The 16,006-nt window shown below is 58.9% G+C and carries 13 protein-coding genes; 6 read left to right on the plus strand and 7 right to left on the minus strand.

The genetic code is table 11. The features are described from left to right. Positions 1–2 precede the first annotated feature (2 nt). The 3 genes from FXO11_RS00750 to FXO11_RS00760 are packed head-to-tail and all read left to right on the plus strand — an operon-like array spanning position 3 to position 4,524. The gene (locus tag FXO11_RS00750; protein ID WP_227545995.1) at positions 3–3,518 is read left to right on the plus strand and encodes a response regulator; all 3,516 of its coding nucleotides are present in this window, start codon (positions 3–5) and stop codon (positions 3,516–3,518) included. Between the two features lie 4 nt (positions 3,519–3,522). Further along, positions 3,523–4,056: a hypothetical protein gene (locus FXO11_RS00755; protein ID WP_148861110.1), complete on the plus strand. Its 534-nt coding sequence runs from the start codon at positions 3,523–3,525 to the stop codon at positions 4,054–4,056. Positions 4,057–4,113: 57 nt separating this feature from the next. Further along, entirely contained in the window at positions 4,114–4,524 is a 411-nt protein-coding gene (locus tag FXO11_RS00760; protein WP_148861111.1) for a response regulator, read from the plus strand. Positions 4,525–4,614: 90 nt separating this feature from the next. On the opposite strand, the gene FXO11_RS00765 is transcribed toward FXO11_RS00760, so the two are convergent. Both FXO11_RS00765 and FXO11_RS00770 read right to left on the minus strand, forming a co-directional pair. Further along, positions 4,615–4,884, minus strand: a complete 270-nt coding sequence (locus FXO11_RS00765; RefSeq protein WP_148861112.1) for a hypothetical protein — start codon at positions 4,882–4,884, stop codon at positions 4,615–4,617. 928 nt (positions 4,885–5,812) lie between these two features. Next, positions 5,813–6,346 (minus strand): 3'-5' exonuclease, encoded by a 534-nt coding sequence (locus FXO11_RS00770; RefSeq protein ID WP_148861113.1) that lies wholly within the window; start codon positions 6,344–6,346, stop codon positions 5,813–5,815. A gap of 169 nt (positions 6,347–6,515) precedes the next feature. Between FXO11_RS00770 and queC the strand changes: the two genes are divergently transcribed. Then, on the plus strand, positions 6,516–7,181 hold the full coding sequence (gene queC / locus FXO11_RS00775) for a 7-cyano-7-deazaguanine synthase QueC (protein ID WP_148861114.1): 666 nt from the start codon (positions 6,516–6,518) through the stop codon (positions 7,179–7,181). After that, entirely contained in the window at positions 7,181–7,852 is a 672-nt protein-coding gene (queE, locus tag FXO11_RS00780) for a 7-carboxy-7-deazaguanine synthase (protein ID WP_148861115.1), read from the plus strand. Before queC ends, queE begins: the two co-directional genes overlap by 1 nt. Before the next feature lie 79 nt (positions 7,853–7,931). Here the strand turns inward: queE and yfbR are convergent, their stop codons facing one another. Then, the gene (gene yfbR, locus FXO11_RS00785; protein ID WP_148861116.1) at positions 7,932–8,528 is read right to left on the minus strand and encodes a 5'-deoxynucleotidase; all 597 of its coding nucleotides are present in this window, start codon (positions 8,526–8,528) and stop codon (positions 7,932–7,934) included. 93 nt (positions 8,529–8,621) lie between these two features. Here yfbR and FXO11_RS00790 point away from each other — a divergent pair, with 93 nt between their 5' ends. Further along, entirely contained in the window at positions 8,622–9,437 is an 816-nt protein-coding gene (locus FXO11_RS00790; protein ID WP_148861117.1) for a transporter substrate-binding domain-containing protein, read from the plus strand. On the opposite strand, the gene FXO11_RS00795 is transcribed toward FXO11_RS00790, so the two are convergent. The 4 genes from FXO11_RS00795 to proV form a co-directional block, all read right to left on the minus strand. After that, positions 9,406–12,447 (minus strand): DUF748 domain-containing protein, encoded by a 3,042-nt coding sequence (locus tag FXO11_RS00795; protein WP_148861118.1) that lies wholly within the window; start codon positions 12,445–12,447, stop codon positions 9,406–9,408. The two genes, FXO11_RS00790 and FXO11_RS00795, sit on opposite strands and share 32 nt — an antisense overlap. A gap of 167 nt (positions 12,448–12,614) precedes the next feature. Continuing rightward, positions 12,615–13,604 carry a glycine betaine/L-proline ABC transporter substrate-binding protein ProX gene (gene proX / locus FXO11_RS00800; protein WP_148861119.1) on the minus strand — a complete coding sequence of 330 codons (990 nt, stop codon included), beginning with the start codon at positions 13,602–13,604 and terminating at the stop codon, positions 12,615–12,617. A 26-nt stretch (positions 13,605–13,630) separates the two neighbouring features. Continuing rightward, a complete protein-coding gene (gene proW, locus FXO11_RS00805) occupies positions 13,631–14,755 on the minus strand; it encodes a glycine betaine/L-proline ABC transporter permease ProW (protein ID WP_148861120.1) in 1,125 nt (374 codons plus the stop codon). Positions 14,756–14,757: 2 nt separating this feature from the next. Next, the gene (proV, locus tag FXO11_RS00810; protein ID WP_148861121.1) at positions 14,758–15,948 is read right to left on the minus strand and encodes a glycine betaine/L-proline ABC transporter ATP-binding protein ProV; all 1,191 of its coding nucleotides are present in this window, start codon (positions 15,946–15,948) and stop codon (positions 14,758–14,760) included. Positions 15,949–16,006 lie beyond the last annotated feature (58 nt).

The following is a 16,006-nucleotide window of genomic DNA, read 5'->3' on the forward strand; positions in this document are numbered from 1 at the left end:
CAGTGTACTCACTGACCGCTGCCTTGTTGACAGCGTTTATCCTGCTTTGCCTGCTGATTCCTGGCATCGCCTCTGCCGCCGGTAAAGCCTGCCACGACGTCCCTATCGAAGTAGCTCCCGGGGAAGAGCGCGTCGGTCTGGCCTCCTGTCTTTGGTACCTGGAAGATCCTACCGGGGATTTGTCGTTGGAGAACGTTCGGGCCAAGGATCTGGAGGAGGCTTTTCGCAAGCATGACGGCGGCGTCCTCAACTTTGGCTACACCGAATCGGCCTACTGGGCGCGCTTCGATCTGGAATACGCCGGCACTGCCCCGGTCGAGCGCTTTTTGGAACTCAGTCTGCCGTTGGTGGATCAGGTGTCGGTTCATGTTTATCGCGACGGGGTTCTCTCGGATGAGCGCGAGCTAGGCTATACTCCAAACTGGGACGAGCGCGAGCTGCTGGTGCCCAATCCCGTCTTCAAACTGACGCTGCACCCTGCCGAGGCGGTGCGGGTTTACCTCCGGGTGGAAACCGCCAATACCTTCCGCCTGCCCCTGATGCTTTGGTCGCCGGACGCCTACATCGAAAAGGTGGCGGTGGATGAGACCATTCAAGGCATTTTTCTCGGCAGTATCCTGGCAATACTGGCCTACAACCTGTTCGTCGCCATTGCCGTGCGTGAGCGCAGCCACATCCATTACGTGCTCTACCTGGTGTTCGCCGCCCTGTTTATCGCCACAGAACAAGTGCATGGCCTGCAACTGTTCGACGAGCGGCCCTGGTTCCTCAGCAAGGACCTCCTGCACTACCAGATACTGCTCGCCTGGTTTTTCGGCATCCTCATGGCCCGCGCGTTGTTGGAACTGCCCAGGCATTCGCGGGATCTGGATAAGGTGTTGCAGGTTTGCGTGGGCGGCGTGGTGGTGACAATCGTCCTTAGTTTGTTCCTGCCCTATCACGTGGCGATGGAGTGGACCGTCATGAGCTCCATCATTCTGGCCATCGTGCTCATCGTGGTCAGTTACTGGGCCTGGAAGCATTTCAATGCGGCGGCGCGGACCTACTTCTTTGCATGGACCTGCACCCTGGCGGGTGTCGGGGTGTACGCGCTGACGGTAATGGGATTCGTACCGCTTAACTTGTTTACCGCCCACGCGCCGCAAATAGGTCTGACGGCCCAGATTATCCTGTTTTCGTTCGCGCTGGCGGACCGGATCAAGCTAATCCAGGCCGAAGCGCTGGACTGGAGTCAGCGGGCATTATCCAACCTGACCCGCTACCAATCGCTGTTCAACAATGCGGTGGAAGGCATCTTCCAAATGTCGCTGGAACGTCGCTTTGTGGCTGCCAACCCCGCCATGGCAACTCTGCTGGGCTACGACGATGCCGAGCGCATGACTCGTCAGGTGCCCGATGTATTATCGGCCTGTTTTGCCGACCCGGACCTGCGCCAGCAGGTGATCCGGCAGTTGGAAAACCACGGGACCGCCAAGGGCGTCGAGACGCGCTGCTTCACGATTCGCGGGGAAGAGCGCTGGCTCAACGTCTCGCTCAACACGGTATATGACGTGGACGGCGAACCCGGGCACCTGGAAGGCACCTGTATCGATATTACCGAGCGCAAGCAGCGCGAGGCGATGGAAAAAGAGCGCGAAAACGAGCGCATGGAGAAAGAGCTGGCACGCAACTCGGCGGAAGCGAAAAGCCAGTTTCTGGCCAACATGAGCCATGAGATTCGCACGCCGCTGGCGGCGATCATCGGTTACGGCGAAACGCTGCTCGATCCCGGGCTCAAAGAGGATGAAAAGCGCAGCAGCGCTGAAACGGTCGTGCGCAGCGGCCGTCATCTGCTTGACTTGGTCAACGATATTCTCGACCACTCCAAAATCGATGCCAACAAACTCAACGTGGACATCCTCGAGGTTAACCTGCCTGAATTACTGGATGAGGTGCGGGCTTTTTTCGCGCCGCGGTCGAAGGAGAAAGGTGTCGATTTCAGTATTGCCTGCGAGTTCCCCCTGCCGGAGACGATCCAAACCGATCCGACGCGACTACGGCAGATCATCATCAACCTGTGCGGCAACGCCCTGAAGTTCACCGAGAGTGGCACGATTTCGCTGAACGTGCGCTGCCAGCGGGAGACCGAGACGTTAGTGGCCCGGGTGGTGGACAGCGGTATCGGCATGAAGCCGGAGCAGCTCTCACGCCTGTTCGACCCTTTCGCCCAGGGGAGCGCGGCCATTGCCCGGCAATACGGCGGCACCGGATTGGGTTTGAGTATTTCCAAACGCCTGGCGGAGATGCTCGGCGGTTCGATTGCGGTCAGCAGCGTTTACGGAGAAGGCAGTGAGTTTGAGGTCTCCATCGCGACCGGACCGCTTGAGGGGGTGCATCTACTGCGCGATGCTTCGGAACTCGTGCAGCGCCGTCGCATGTTGCCAATGGTCGCCGCGCCGCGTCTGCAGGGGCGTATCCTCTGCGCCGAGGACAATGAGGTCAACCGCAAGCTGGTCAAGCTGATGGTCGAGCGCACCGGCGCCGAAATCGCGTACGCGAACAACGGCGCGGAAGCCCTCGACCTGGCGACGCACGAAGCCTTCGATCTGATCCTCATGGATATCCAGATGCCGGTCATGAACGGGCGGGATGCGACGGTCGCTTTGCGCGAGGCGGGTGTGAATACGCCTATTATCGCGCTTACCGCCAACGTCATGGCCGAGGATATCGACGATTACCGGCGCGCCGGCTGCACCGACCACGTGGCGAAACCGATCGACAAGCATCGCTTCTATGAAGTCCTCGCCCGTTACCTGACGCTGGATGACAGGTTGCACAAGAACGAGGAACAGCAATACAGCGGCACCGTGCTGGTTGCCGAGGACAACGACGACAACCGCCTCCTGGTGGAACGTCTGCTGCGCCGATTCGGGCTGGAGGCCATCGCCGTCACCAATGGACGGGAGGCCGTGCAGATCGCGTTGGCGAAGACCGTGCACCTGATTCTGATGGATCGCCACATGCCGGCTATGGATGGCGCCGAGGCGACCCGGATGCTGCGCCAGACCGGTTTCCGGCGACCTATCGTGGCGTTTACCGCCGGCGATCAGCGGGAAATCGACGAATTATTGGACGCCGGGTGTGATGGCGTGCTCAATAAACCCATCGACAGCGACCACTTGGCGGCTATGCTGGCGCGTCACTTGGATGCGGTGAACGCCCCTCGGTCGAGTGCGAGTGAAGAAAGCGAAGGCATTCATGCCCTGGTCAGCCAGTTCCTGGACGGCTTGCCCAGGCGGATTGAAATCATGGAGAAGGCGTTCCGGGATGATGATTGGGCAGCGCTCCAAAGCCAGTCGCACCAGATCAAGGGTACAGCCGGGGCCATGGGTTACCCGTTAATGACCGAGCAGGCCGGCGAGCTGGAAGCGGCCGTCAAACGTGGCGATGCGAATCGGGCACTGGCCCTCTTCGATACACTTAAAGCCCTGATGCGGCAGGCTCTGGCCACGTTGGAACTACCAAGCGAGGATCGATAATTGTATGGATGATAGGCGCCACAGCGAAGCACCATCGCTGAACACTATGTTTGGAACCTACGCGGACGTGCTCTTTGTGCTGTTTCCGTTCCTGGTTATCGTAATGCAACGGATGTGGGATGGAGAGCTGGCGCAGGTCCTTCTGCGGCCGGATCTCAGTATCGCTTCGGCGATCCTCGCGGGTTTGGCCATCGGTAAGTTCGTGTTGGGGCTAGTCACCACCCCAGGCCTGGGGCGCCACAAGGAGCGTATCGTATTCTTTATCGCGCTGACCTTGTTCTTGGTCATGGGGCCGTCGATCATTCTGATCATCAGCATTGTCGGCGGCCAGCAAGTACCCGGCTTTGTGGCCTTTCTGCAGCCGGTTCTACTGATTATTGCCATTTCTCTGTACACCACGGCGATCTCGATCAGTAATATGCTGCTTCGGAGTGGTGAGCCGGACGCGCGTTATTCCAGCCGGCAAGACGAACCGTCGCCCGATACGGCGGCCTCGCCCACGCCACTGGTTATTCCCCGCCGTTCGTCCGGCGAGTGATCCCAGGCGTGTGGCGTTTTGATCGTCAAGAGCTTCGATCGTTAAGAGGAAATGAACATGGAAAACCTGCGTATCCTCGTTGTTGAGGACGAACCGACCATGCGCGAGTTGCTCAAGGACATGCTGCACCAGACCGGTGCGACCCTGGTGGTGGAATGTGAGGACGCCGCCAGCGCCCGGACACAGTTCCAGAACGAGGCTTTTCACATCGTGATGCTGGACCTGGGGCTGCCGGATATGGATGGCCACGAGCTGATGCAGGAGTTCAAGCAGATCAACGAGCAGCAGCACATCGTGCTGGTGACGGCCGACGATTCTATCGACAGCATCCAGCGCGCCATCAGCGCCGGTGCCAACGGCTATGTGGTCAAGCCCTATTCAAAGGAAAAGATTCTGGACGTCGTCAATAATTACGTGATGATGCATGGGGGGCAAGAAGATGCCCTCCGGGGATTCAGCCGGCGCTAACGGCTGAATCGCGTTGCTTGTGCAATCCGGAGGGCGTTGGTGCAGCCAGAGACGGTTGGACGGAGCCTCGCTGTCGGCCACCGTGGGCGATCAGGCGACCTGGCGTGCAATCCAGGAGTTGTATTTGGTTGCCAGGGCGCGCACGTAGCGGGCTTCCTGATCATCGGTATTGGCAATGACCCCTTTGAAGATCCATCCGCGTTCGTAAAGACCCAGTACGCTTTGTTCACTGTCCAGGTTGACGCGCTGATTAAGCCTCTTGCAGATCGCGTCCAGCAGTGGCAGCTTCGCCGGGCGGCGGATCGGGCCCTGGGAGGGGGCCTTGTTCTGGATAGCGGGGCGATTATGGTGTTTTCTCATCTCTCTCTCCTTTTGCTCTATCGCGCGTGCAAAATAAAAAACCCCGATATGGAGCGACCGGGGTTTTCGAGAGATTCTCGGCCCGGTCGCTCAACGGCTTCCGGGTTTGAAGGAAGCCGTTAAGGCGTTGGCATGACAATGGAAAGAAAACGCGCCTGCGCAGGGCCGTTAAGGCCATTCGCCGGCATATCGACAAGCGGTTTTTGCAGTTTGTGCATACAGCTAAGCCCTCGCTTTGTTCAGCGTCTGTTTCCAATCACATGTTTTCCAAGGACAACGTTTCCAAGGACGACGTTTCCAAGGACAACAAGCATCAATAAAAATGCATAAAAAAAGCCCGGAATCTAAAGACTTCCGGGCTTCTTCGGCCACCGGAAGATTCGCGTCGCGAATCGCCCGATGACGGGGATTCGTCGCTTAAACGTATTTTGCGTGAACGACTGGAATCACTGTTAGGTATCTCGTAACTCAATGGCCGACAACGGTGAAAAACAAGCGCGGGCGCCTGTTACCGTCGTCATTTCCCTCTCAGTCTATCCGTTGCCTTTAAGTTTGCAAGCCTTATAAGCGGCGAAGTTGGTGATGCAATCGGTAAGTCCTTATATCGTCCCGATGGCTCACTTTTGCGGCAATCCCGTACAGATTGGAAGGCTAAAGAGAAGGCATACTCTTTGGCGTCACGTGTTTACGTTGTGCATTTCATCAGCCTCGTCCACTTGCGACGGTTGGCGTGATGAAACTCTCCTTTATTGAAAGCGCGGCCTCCCGGTCGCGCTCTTTTTTTGCCTGTTTTTCTGCTTTTAGCGTCTCGACTGGTTCGTATCGGCTCTTTCGTACCGTCCGCTATTGTGCAGACCATTAAGGGATCGCTGAGAAACGCGGAATACCGCGGTGACGTGATCGAAGGGGTTGCTGGTCGCCGCCCTACTCAAGGGCGTGCGATATGATAGTGCAGGTTTTGCGTTGGGGTATTGCCCACCACACGATGCCAGGTTTCCTGCAGTATGAGTGCGTCATTTGCAGCCCGATGCACCGGCAACCCTAACGATTCGATGACCTGCTGACGCGTTTCCGACCATTGCTGGATCTGGTGAGCACCCAAAATGGACGAAACCGACTCCAGGAGAAAATTGGGACGGAGGCGGGCCGCCCGAAACAAACGATGCAGCCAGAAACTGTCGAAGGTCCAGGCATCGCAGTAGACTTCGTCACTAAGGATCTGGTTTAGCTCATAAGCAACGTCTCTGACTTCACGGCCCTCGGCGAGCAGCGTGTCGCGGCTGATACCGTGAATGGCTTCGGCGCTTTCCGACCAGTCCTGCCAGAGCACATGCGGCGCGATTAGCCAACTATGTAGCGTTCCATCGGGCAGGCTGACGCCAACCTCGATCGGGTAGCTTGCGATCAGGTCCAGGCTCGAGGCCTCGAAATCGATAAATGCCGGTCTATCAGAAACGTTCATACTGCGTATTTTAGTTATCGCTGTCGCGGAGCGCCCATTCAACGAAAGGGAACGTCCTATGAGTTTAACCGTCCCGTAAGTTGGACGCGAACCTATCCTGACCGGTCCCTGTTACACTTCATCCTTTGCTCGATGCATTCCAAGATTACCGTTTCCGAGGTTCCCCACTATGTCCGAGAAAGTCGTGGTCATCTATTCCGGTGGCATGGATTCCTTCACTCTGCTGCACCGGGCCCGTGCATCAGGGCACGAGGTACATGCGCTGTCGTTCAATTACGGTCAACGCCATGTGCGGGAACTGGAATGCGCCGAAGCGGTCTGCAAAACCTTGGCCGTTCCTCATAAGGTAGTCGATATGTCACCAATGGCTAGCCTGATGACCGGCTCGGCGCTGACCGACGCAATCGGCGTGCCGGAGGGGCATTATGAAGAAGACAACATGAAGTCCACAGTCGTGCCTAACCGAAACATGATTCTGCTTTCGCTGGCTACCGGTTACGCGGTGTCTGTCGGTGCCCAAGCGGTTTGGTACGGTGCCCACGGCGGCGATCACGCCATCTATCCCGATTGCCGGCCCGAATTTGTGTCGAAGATGGACGCCGTGTGCCGGGTCGCCAACTACGAGCCGGTCGGTATCGAGGCGCCCTACATGCAGATGGATAAGGGGCAGATCTTGTCTGAAGGGCTGGCGATGGATCTGGATTACAGCCAAACCTGGACGTGCTACAACGGCCGCGAGAAAGCCTGCGGCCGCTGTGGCTCATGCGTAGAGCGCCTGGAAGCGTTTGCCCATCATGGATTGACGGACCCGCTCCCCTACGAAGTGGAGGTTTGATGTACCGGGTTAAGGAAGCCTTCTACACCCTACAGGGGGAAGGCGCGCAGGCCGGACGTGCAGCCGTATTCTGCCGTTTCAGCAAGTGCAACTTATGGAACGGACGGGAAGCGGACCGGGCCCGGGCGGTGTGCAATTTCTGCGATACGGATTTTGTCGGCACCGACGGTCAGAATGGCGGCACGTTCGCCGATGCCGAGGCGCTGGCGGATCATATCGCCGGCCTCTGGCCACATGCGCCGGTCGCGTCCGGGCCACTCAAGCCCTACGTGGTCTGCACCGGCGGCGAGCCGTTGCTGCAGCTTGACGAGCCACTGATCGAGGCGCTCCATACCCGGGGGTTCGAGGTGGGGGTTGAAACCAATGGCACCTTGCCGGCACCCTCAGGGCTCGACTGGCTCTGTGTCAGCCCCAAGGCGGACGCGAAAGTGGTGATCGAGCGCTGCAACGAGCTGAAGCTGGTTTATCCCCAGCCGCTGGCCATGCCGGAGCGTTTCACCGCTATCCGGGCAGATCACTATTTCCTCTCGCCGATGGCTTCCCCATCGGTGCCGGATGAGGGCGACGACGCACTCAAACGGAGCAACACCCGCCGCGCCACGGATTATTGCCTGGCCCATCCGCAATGGCGGCTGACGTTGCAGATGCACAAAATTGTGGGGATCGATTAGATTGCCGCTTTGCCGACGAGCCGAAGCTTCTGCTGTTAGCAGGCATGGGGCGTGTTAAAAGCTTTCCGCCCCCTACGGCTCAATCCCCCAACAAATGATCCAGCGGCTGGCTGTAGCTCGGCGCGAACACCTCCAGAAAGTAGCGCACCTCCGGCAAGTCCTCGGCATCGAGACGTTGGCGGATCTGGATGGCCGCGGGTTCAAACTCTTTGTTGCCGGCGCTGATTTCCGCCTGGCACTTAAGCCACGCCGAGAGGCGGTCGGCGGCCTTCACCAACGATTTGACCTCTGCCGTCCATTGGGACTCCTTCACGTAGAGGGCAAAATCGTCCTTCAGGCTGGGGGGTAGAAGCTCCAGTAATTCGTCTTCGGCCCTATGCTCGATCTCCCCAAAGGCTTCACGCATGACGCTGGAGTGGTATTTGACCGGCGTCGGCAGGTCCCCGGTGATCACCTCCGTCGCGTCGTGGTACAACGCGGCGGCGGCAACGCGGTCGGCGTTGACCTGCCCGTGGAAATGACGATTGCGGATGAGCGCCAAGGCGTGGGCGATGGTGGCGACTTCCCAAGAGTGGGTCGCCACGTTTTCCTCGATGGCATTGCGCATCAGGCCCCACCGGCGGATCCAGCGAAGGCGGGCGATGTAGGCAAAAAAGTGACTGAGGGATGCGGACATGAACTTGACCTGGTTTAACGAGATTTCAAAGATGTGTCGTATGTAGGGGCGAAGGGCCGTGCTAATGTTCTATGAACTGTAGGAGAAACGCCCATGCGTCTGCGCTTGACGCACACCCTTTTAATGATTGTTCTCTGGATGTCGTCGTATGTCCAGGCCGCAACGACGGTGAAAGTCGGCGCTTACGCTCCCAGTTCCGTCGTTACCTTCGACGCCGACGGCCCGCCTCGGGGCCTTGTAGTCGATGTGGTCGGCGAACTCAATCGGCGTCAGCAGGCATTTAACTTCGAGATTTTCCGCACGGCGTCCAAGCGCCGGTTCGAAGACTATCGGCTCGGTCGTTACGACGTGATCCTGTTCGAGAGCCTGAACTGGGGTTGGGATGCCATGGACGTGGAGGCCACGGAGATTCTGCTGACAGACGAGGAGGTATACGTGGCCCTCGACAAGCCCGGCCGCGACCAGTCTTTTTTCGATAACGTCGCTGAGCGGCGATTGCTGACCATGCTCGGCTACCACTATGGTTTTGCCGACTTCGATGCCGACGAGGAGCGTCTGGCCAAACGCTTTAATATCGAAATGTCGAGCAGTCAGCAACGCAATTTGGCGCTTATCCTGGCGGATCGGCCGTCGGTGGCGGAAGTGGCTGTTTTTCCCCGCTCCTTTCTCAGGCTTTTTCAGGAAGCTCGGCCCGAGGTAGCCGAAAAGTTGCTGATCTCCGACAAGCCGGACCAAATCTACCCGCTGCGCGGCATGCTTCGCCCGGGCCATGACTTCACCGTCGAACAGCTTGAAGCCCTGGTCCGGGAAATGATTGACGACGGTACCTACGGGGCTATCGTCAAGCGCTACGGTAAGAGCGTCCCAGAAACACTGATCAACGAGATCCCATCGAAAACGGCACGATGACCTGAATGGTTTCCGCGCTCAGTTTAGTGTCCGCTTCCTGGGATGGGGCTTGCTGAAACAGTTGTTCGTTGGCAATGTCGTAATCCTCCGATAAACGCTGGAACAGTAACGATCCCCGTTGCTTGGCCAGACGGTCCAGTTCTTCCGGTGGTATCTCAACGTCCTTGGTAAGCTCGCGTGTCAGCGCTTCGAGCCATTGTGCGTTATTCAGTCGCGCTTCCGTCGTCTGGCTGTTGGCCTGTTTCAGGGCGTTCAACGCTTCATTGCCTTGGGTGCTGGCCAGGTGATTTTCCAGCGTACGAATGCGCTCTGCCCGCGGTGTGTCGGTTGTGAGGTCCAGACTGGTATTCATTTTCTGGCTCTTTAGGGCGAGCCCGTCCAGATCCGGCGCGACCGCACCACGGACATTGAGCCGCAACTGTTGGCGATCGGCCAACGCGTCGGCCAGCAGCTCCAGCTTTTTCTCCTCACCCTCTGCCAGAGTCGCCTCGCCGGGAACAAACCCGACCTTACCAAGCTCTTCGCCGGAGAAACCGGCCATATCGGCGATGGAGCCCAGCATGGTGAACGGTGACGTGGCGGCTTTGGCGAGTAGGTTGACGAAGGCGCCCATAACCACTTGGCTAAAGCGGAACTTCGGGTCGCCCAGGTTGCCCGAAACCGGCAGGTTGATGTCGATGATGCCGTTGCTGTTACGCAGTAGTGTCAGACCAAGTTTGATGGGGACGTCAACCGCCTGCTCGCTCTCCACGGGCTGCCCGAGGGTGAACTGATCCATGACGATATGATTGGCAGCGTCCAACTGGGTGCCCGTAATGGTGTAGTCGAGATCCAGGCCCAGCTTGCCGTTGTCGACGGCATAGCCCAGGTAGCGGCCGACATAGGGAGACAGCTCAGCCATAGCCAGGTTGTCCAGCTCAAGCTTGAGTTTGGTGGTATCTTCCTTGCCGAGGGTGCCAATTGAGCCGCTGATTTGCACGTTGCCTTGGTCGCCAATCTGACCGTTCAGCCGAACGTTGCCCTGCTGTGGGGAGACGTTGCTGAGACTGCCGACCGTGCCCTCAAGCTCCCGCATACTCAGGTTGAAAGCCGGCTCGACCGAGCGGTCGGCGAAATCGAGCTGTCCCTGTTTGATCTGGATGGTGTTGGCGCGAAAGACGAACCCCGGCTTCTGCTCTTCGTTGCCGTTTTCCGCGTCGTTTCCTTCACTCCCGGATTGCTCGGAGTTGCCTCCAGAGGACCGGTCTTCGTTGGGCGATGTGCCTTGCTCCCCCGAAGCCACCATCAGATTGCTCAAGTTGGTGCTGCCGTCCTCACGCCGGATGACCCGGCCGTCCGGATCGTTGATCGTAATGGTGCCGACTTCCAAGCGGCCCGGATCGAGATTGAGCTCGATGGGGTTGAGCACCAAGGAGCTCCAGCTCAGCAATTCGTCGGACTGGCCCTTTTGGGTGAGCTTCATGTCGGCCACTTCGCCGTTGCCGCTGAAGGTACCGGTGAGTGTCGGGTCCTGCGTATCCAGGTCGAGATTGCCCTCGATGTTGAGCTGGCCGCTGGCGAGGCCGATGTTGGCGTGCTCTTGGAGGTATGGCTGGAATGGCGGCAAGGCGATGCTCTTGACCGAGAGGACGGATTCCAGAGTGAAAGGCGCCACGGTTATCTGGCCCCGGGCGGACGCGGTGCCATCGTCGCCCGTGTTGAAGCTCAACTTGTAGGGAATCGGTTCGTCCATGGCTTGGGACAGCGGTCCCATTTCGACAGCGAGTCCGGTCACGGTGAGGTTAGCCGGTGTAGCCGGCGCGTCGTCATGCCAGTTCACCTGGCTGTTACCCAGGCGAACGCTGCCAATATGCCAGCGGAACGCGCCGTCCGAGTCTGAGGATTGCTGGCCTTGCGCGCCCGCGGCTTGGCTTTCTTTGCCTTCTTTGCCTTCTTTGCTTTCCTCACTCTCCGCGCTATCGCCCGCGAAGGGCTTAGCCACGTTGATCACGCCTTGTTCACTGCGGCTGATATCGGCATTCAGCGTATCGAGGTCCACCGAACCGATATCCAGGCTGAGTTCATTCAGGTCGAAGCTGATATCGTTGGCGGCGGCGGTGGTCAGCGTGGCGTAGGGCTCGTCCTGGTCGGCCAGCCGGGCGCTGAAGTCCTGGATGCGGATTTGGCCGTTGCGGGTGATCAGGGCGAACTTTCCGTCGCTGGACATGGCGTAGTCGGTCGACAGGCTGACGTTGCCGTTGGTCACCACGTACGGGGCGTAAGGCGCGGCGAAATGCCAGATGGTGGAATACCCGATATCGCTCAGTTCGATACGGCCATTGGAGTGGAACGGCATGATGCCGAGATTGCCCTGCCATTCGATTTGCTGGTCGCCGATGGCGGCGGACAAGGTGTAATCGCTGGGGCTGCCGTCATCGCTGACGGTGGCGAGATCGTTGAGCGCGAGACTTAGGGGCTCGATGTCGAAGGTTTGGGTGTTCTCCTTGGTGAAATCCCTGAGCTGGATGTGACCCTGGTCGATGCGGATTTCAGCAAAGTAAAGCCGGGGTGGATCGCCCTCTTCGGATTCGTTGGCCTCCGCCTCGTCCGCCTCTTCGGCGTCTTTGGAGTGATGTTGCGCCCAATCCCGTGCCAGGTTGATGCCGTAGCCTTCAAGCAGGTCGACACGTACGAAAGGGTTTTGCAGGTGAATGATTTCCAGAGCAACGGTGCCGGTAAAAAGACGCCAAAATGCGAGGTCGGCGTGTAGCGCTTGCAGCGTGACAACCGGGTTGCCCTCGCTGTCCTTGGCTTCCAGCTGTTCCACATCGAGTGTCATAAAGAAGGGATTGACGTCGATGTCACTGACGCTCCCTTGCCAGCCCATCTGACTCTGTAACTGCTCGGGCACTTGGCGCTCCAGCCACCAGGGCAAAAATAGGAAGCCGGCCAGGGCATAGAGGGCCAGCAGCAGGGCCAGCCAGAATGTCACCATCTTGTAGACCGGTTTACGGGTCTTGGAGTCGGCCACGAAACGCTCCTTGTCGGCGCATGAACGGAAATAAAACCAAAGGATAGTCCGAGACCGGGCCGCCTGTCATGGCTCCAATGGTGGCAGCATGGCCCGGGCGTCTGATTCTGTGTGGGCGGAAAGTAAAAAGGAAGGCCCCGGCCGGAACCTTCCCGGGTGCGACTGACCTATTTGGCCGCGTCGCGGGCGGCGTCCAGCCAGCCGTTGTAAGTGTCCTGGTGATTTTTGATCCAGGCCTTGGTATGCGCCATGATTTCTTCCTGTGAGTCTTCGCCGTCGCGAATTTTCATGTTCTGGGCGCTGACGTCGTTGACCGATACGGCCATAACCTCGAATAGCTTGGCGGCAGCGGGGTTTTCGTCGGCCCATGCCTTATTGGCAACGATCCGTTCGCTATTGATTTCAAAGCCGTAGTTCTTGCCGTTAGGCAGCTCGGTGTCCGCGCCGTTGGGATTGGCGGAATACGGGACTTCCAGCCACACCACGTCCTGGCCCGGTACGAGGATGCCGGAGACCCAGTACGGCGTCCAGGTGTAGTAGAAGACCGACTCGCCGTTCTCGTAGCGGGTAATGGTGTCGGAAATAATGGCCGCGTACTGGCCCTGCTTGTGGGTAATGCTGTCACGCAGTTCGAAGGCATCGAGCTGGTGTTCGATGACACCTTCGCAGCCCCAGCCTGCCTGACAGCCGGTCAAGTCAGCCTTGCCGTCGCCATCGGTATCGAAGAGCTTGGCAACTTCAGGTTTCTTGAAGTCTTCGAGGTTGTCGATGCCATGTTTCTCTGCGGTCTTCTTGTCAATCAGATAGCCTTGTGCCGCACCTTTGATGTAATGCCCCTGGCGGTAGAAAGCGTCGTCCCCGCCGGCATTCTTATACATGGTGTTGTGCAGCGGGTACCAGTTCACTGCCATGAACGTGGCGTCGCCATTGGCCACGGACGTGTAGCCGGCACTGTAGTCTACTTCCTGAATGTCCTGGACGTCATAGCCCAGGTCGCGAAGGGCCTGGTTGACCAGCATGGTCTGGAAGGTTTCTTCGGCGATCGGGCTCTGGATACCTTGTACGGTCACGCCCTCGCCGGGCATGTCGGCGGCCTGAACGGCCATTGTTACGCCGCCGGCCAGGATGGCGGCGGTCAACGTGTGTTTGAGCGTCATGCGTTTTCCTCCTGCATTATGATTCTTTAGCCTTGCTTCTTCTTGTTCACCAGCGTGCAAACCAGTCCGGCAGGGCCGGACTCATACCAGTGTCGGGTTCCCCTCTCCCGGGAATCCCGGCCCAGAGCCTGGGTCATGCGATCCAGGATGATGGCCAGAATGACGATGCCGATGCCGCCCACGGTGGCCAGGCCAATATCCAGCCGGCCAATGCCGCGCAGGACCATCAGGCCTAGGCCGGGCACCGCAATCATCGAGGCGATAACCACCATCGACAGGGCCAGCATGAGCGTTTGATTGACGCCGGCCATGATGGTGGGCATCGCCAATGGCAGTTGAACCTTGAACAGCAGTTGGCGAGGACTGGCGCCGAATGAGCGAGAGGCTTCCACCAGATCGTCCGGCACCTGGCGGATGCCCAGGTTGGTGAGCCGGATGACCGGCGCCACCGCGAAAATGATAGTGACGATCACGCCTGGCACATTGCCGATGCCGAACAGCATGACGATGGGCACCAGGTAGACGAATGCAGGCGTCGTCTGCATGGCATCCAGAATCGGGCGTACAGCGCTGGCTACACCGTTGCTTTTGGCCATCCAGATGCCCGTGGGAATACCGATGAGCATGCAAAAGAGCACGGAGGTAAGCACCAGCGACAGGGTCGTCATGGCCTGCTCCCAGGCGCCGATGGCGCCCATGGCGATCATGCCGATGATGGCGGCAATGCCCAGGCGCAGGCCCGCGAGTTGCCAGGCGATCAGTCCAAATAGGGCGACCATGATCAGTGGCGGCACATTAAGCAGGGCGGCATCGAAAGTGCCGAGAGCGAGATCCACCGGCTCCTTGATGAGCTGGAAGAACAGGCGGAAGTTCTCGACGATCCAATCGATGCCGTTTTCGACACCGCCCTGAATATCGAACCATTCCGTCTTGAACGGCTCCGCCAATGTGTTCTGTGCGCGCTCGACGCTTTCGGCGGTGTCGAGCCAGCTACTGCTCGAGGTACTTTGTTCCGCGCCGGTGCTCCCCCAGGGGTTACTGCTGGTACCGCCCGAGCCTTGCTGCTCCGAGGCATCGGCCCAAGGGTTCGCCCCGCTGGCGCTGTCCTCGGGAACGGACTCGGGGTTCTGGGTGTCTTGCTGTTCAGCCATCTTTATTCGCCCTCCCGATCCAGCGCTTGTAGCAGCACCGCCCGGGAGATGACGCCCAGATAGTGCCCCTCGTCGTCGATGACCGGCAGTCCGCAGGGCGCCTGAGCTACCGGCCCCATAATCTCGGTAAGCGGTGTGTTGCCGGGAATGGGATCGACGCCGGAGAGGAAGGCGTCGCTCACCCGGCCACCGCTTTTCTCCACCTCCAATAGCGAATTGACCGAGACCACGCCGTGGAAAACCTGGTCCGGACTGACCACATAGCCATAGTCGCGCTCGTTCTGCCGCAGGCGTTCCAACGCGGCCGGCACCCCGGCGCCTTCACGCTCGATCACGGTGACTTGCTTGCGCCGGGCAATATCGGCGGCCGACAGCACGGTGGAAACATCGACGCCGCGGAAAAAGGAGCGTACGTAGTCGTCCGCCGGATTCTTCAGGATCTCGTCCGGTGTACCCACCTGTACGACGCGTCCGCCTTCCATGATGGCGATGCGGTCGCCGATGCGCATGGCCTCGTCCAGGTCGTGGGAAATAAAGATAACCGTGCGTTTGGAATCCTTTTGCAGCTTGACCAGCTCATCCTGCATTTCGGTACGGATTAGAGGGTCGAGTGCGGAAAAAGCTTCGTCCATCAACATGATTTCCGGATCGTTAGCCAGCGCCCGGGCCAGGCCCACACGCTGCTGCATGCCGCCGGACAATTCATCCGGGTAGCTGTTGGCGTTGGCTTTCAACCCGACTTGAGCCAGTGCTGCCCGGGCACGTTGGTGGCGTTCTTCTCGTGGTACGCCTGAGAGTTCCAGGCCAAAGGCCGCATTGTCGATCACGTTCATGTGGGGCATCAGGGCGAACGACTGGAAGACCATGCTCATCTTGGTTCGCCGCAGCTGGTTGAGTTCGGATTCGGATAGGGACGATATGTTCTGGTTGCCCACCCAGACTTCGCCGGATGTGGGTTCGATCAGACGGTTCAGCAGCCGAACCAGGGTGGACTTGCCGGAGCCGGACAGCCCCATCACAACGAAAATTTCGCCCTCGAATATCTCGAAGGAGGCGTCCATGACGCCGATAGTCTTACCGGTGCGTTCGAAGATGTCGGCCTTGCCGATGCCCTGTCTGACCAGGTTCATCGCTTCTTCCGGGGAGTCCCCAAAGACCTTGAAAAGGTGCTTTACTACCACTTTTGGCTTCATTCAGCGTCGGTCCTGCGAGGGTCGCTCGCTTACAGCATCGTATTTATTAGTCTAGTAA

The sequence above is a fragment of the Marinobacter fonticola genome (assembly GCF_008122265.1).
Lineage (GTDB): Bacteria > Pseudomonadota > Gammaproteobacteria > Pseudomonadales > Oleiphilaceae > Marinobacter_A > Marinobacter_A fonticola.

Coding starts and splice junctions, on each gene's coding strand:
- FXO11_RS00755 (WP_148861110.1), top strand. CDS start 3,523: ATGGATGATAGGCGCCACAGCGAAGCACCATCGCTGAACACTATGTTT.
- FXO11_RS00760 (WP_148861111.1), top strand. CDS start 4,114: ATGGAAAACCTGCGTATCCTCGTTGTTGAGGACGAACCGACCATGCGC.
- FXO11_RS00765 (WP_148861112.1), bottom strand. CDS start 4,884: ATGAGAAAACACCATAATCGCCCCGCTATCCAGAACAAGGCCCCCTCC.
- FXO11_RS00770 (WP_148861113.1), bottom strand. CDS start 6,346: ATGAACGTTTCTGATAGACCGGCATTTATCGATTTCGAGGCCTCGAGC.
- queC (WP_148861114.1), top strand. CDS start 6,516: ATGTCCGAGAAAGTCGTGGTCATCTATTCCGGTGGCATGGATTCCTTC.
- queE (WP_148861115.1), top strand. CDS start 7,181: ATGTACCGGGTTAAGGAAGCCTTCTACACCCTACAGGGGGAAGGCGCG.
- yfbR (WP_148861116.1), bottom strand. CDS start 8,528: ATGTCCGCATCCCTCAGTCACTTTTTTGCCTACATCGCCCGCCTTCGC.
- FXO11_RS00790 (WP_148861117.1), top strand. CDS start 8,622: ATGCGTCTGCGCTTGACGCACACCCTTTTAATGATTGTTCTCTGGATG.
- proX (WP_148861119.1), bottom strand. CDS start 13,604: ATGACGCTCAAACACACGTTGACCGCCGCCATCCTGGCCGGCGGCGTA.
- proW (WP_148861120.1), bottom strand. CDS start 14,755: ATGGCTGAACAGCAAGACACCCAGAACCCCGAGTCCGTTCCCGAGGAC.
- proV (WP_148861121.1), bottom strand. CDS start 15,948: ATGAAGCCAAAAGTGGTAGTAAAGCACCTTTTCAAGGTCTTTGGGGAC.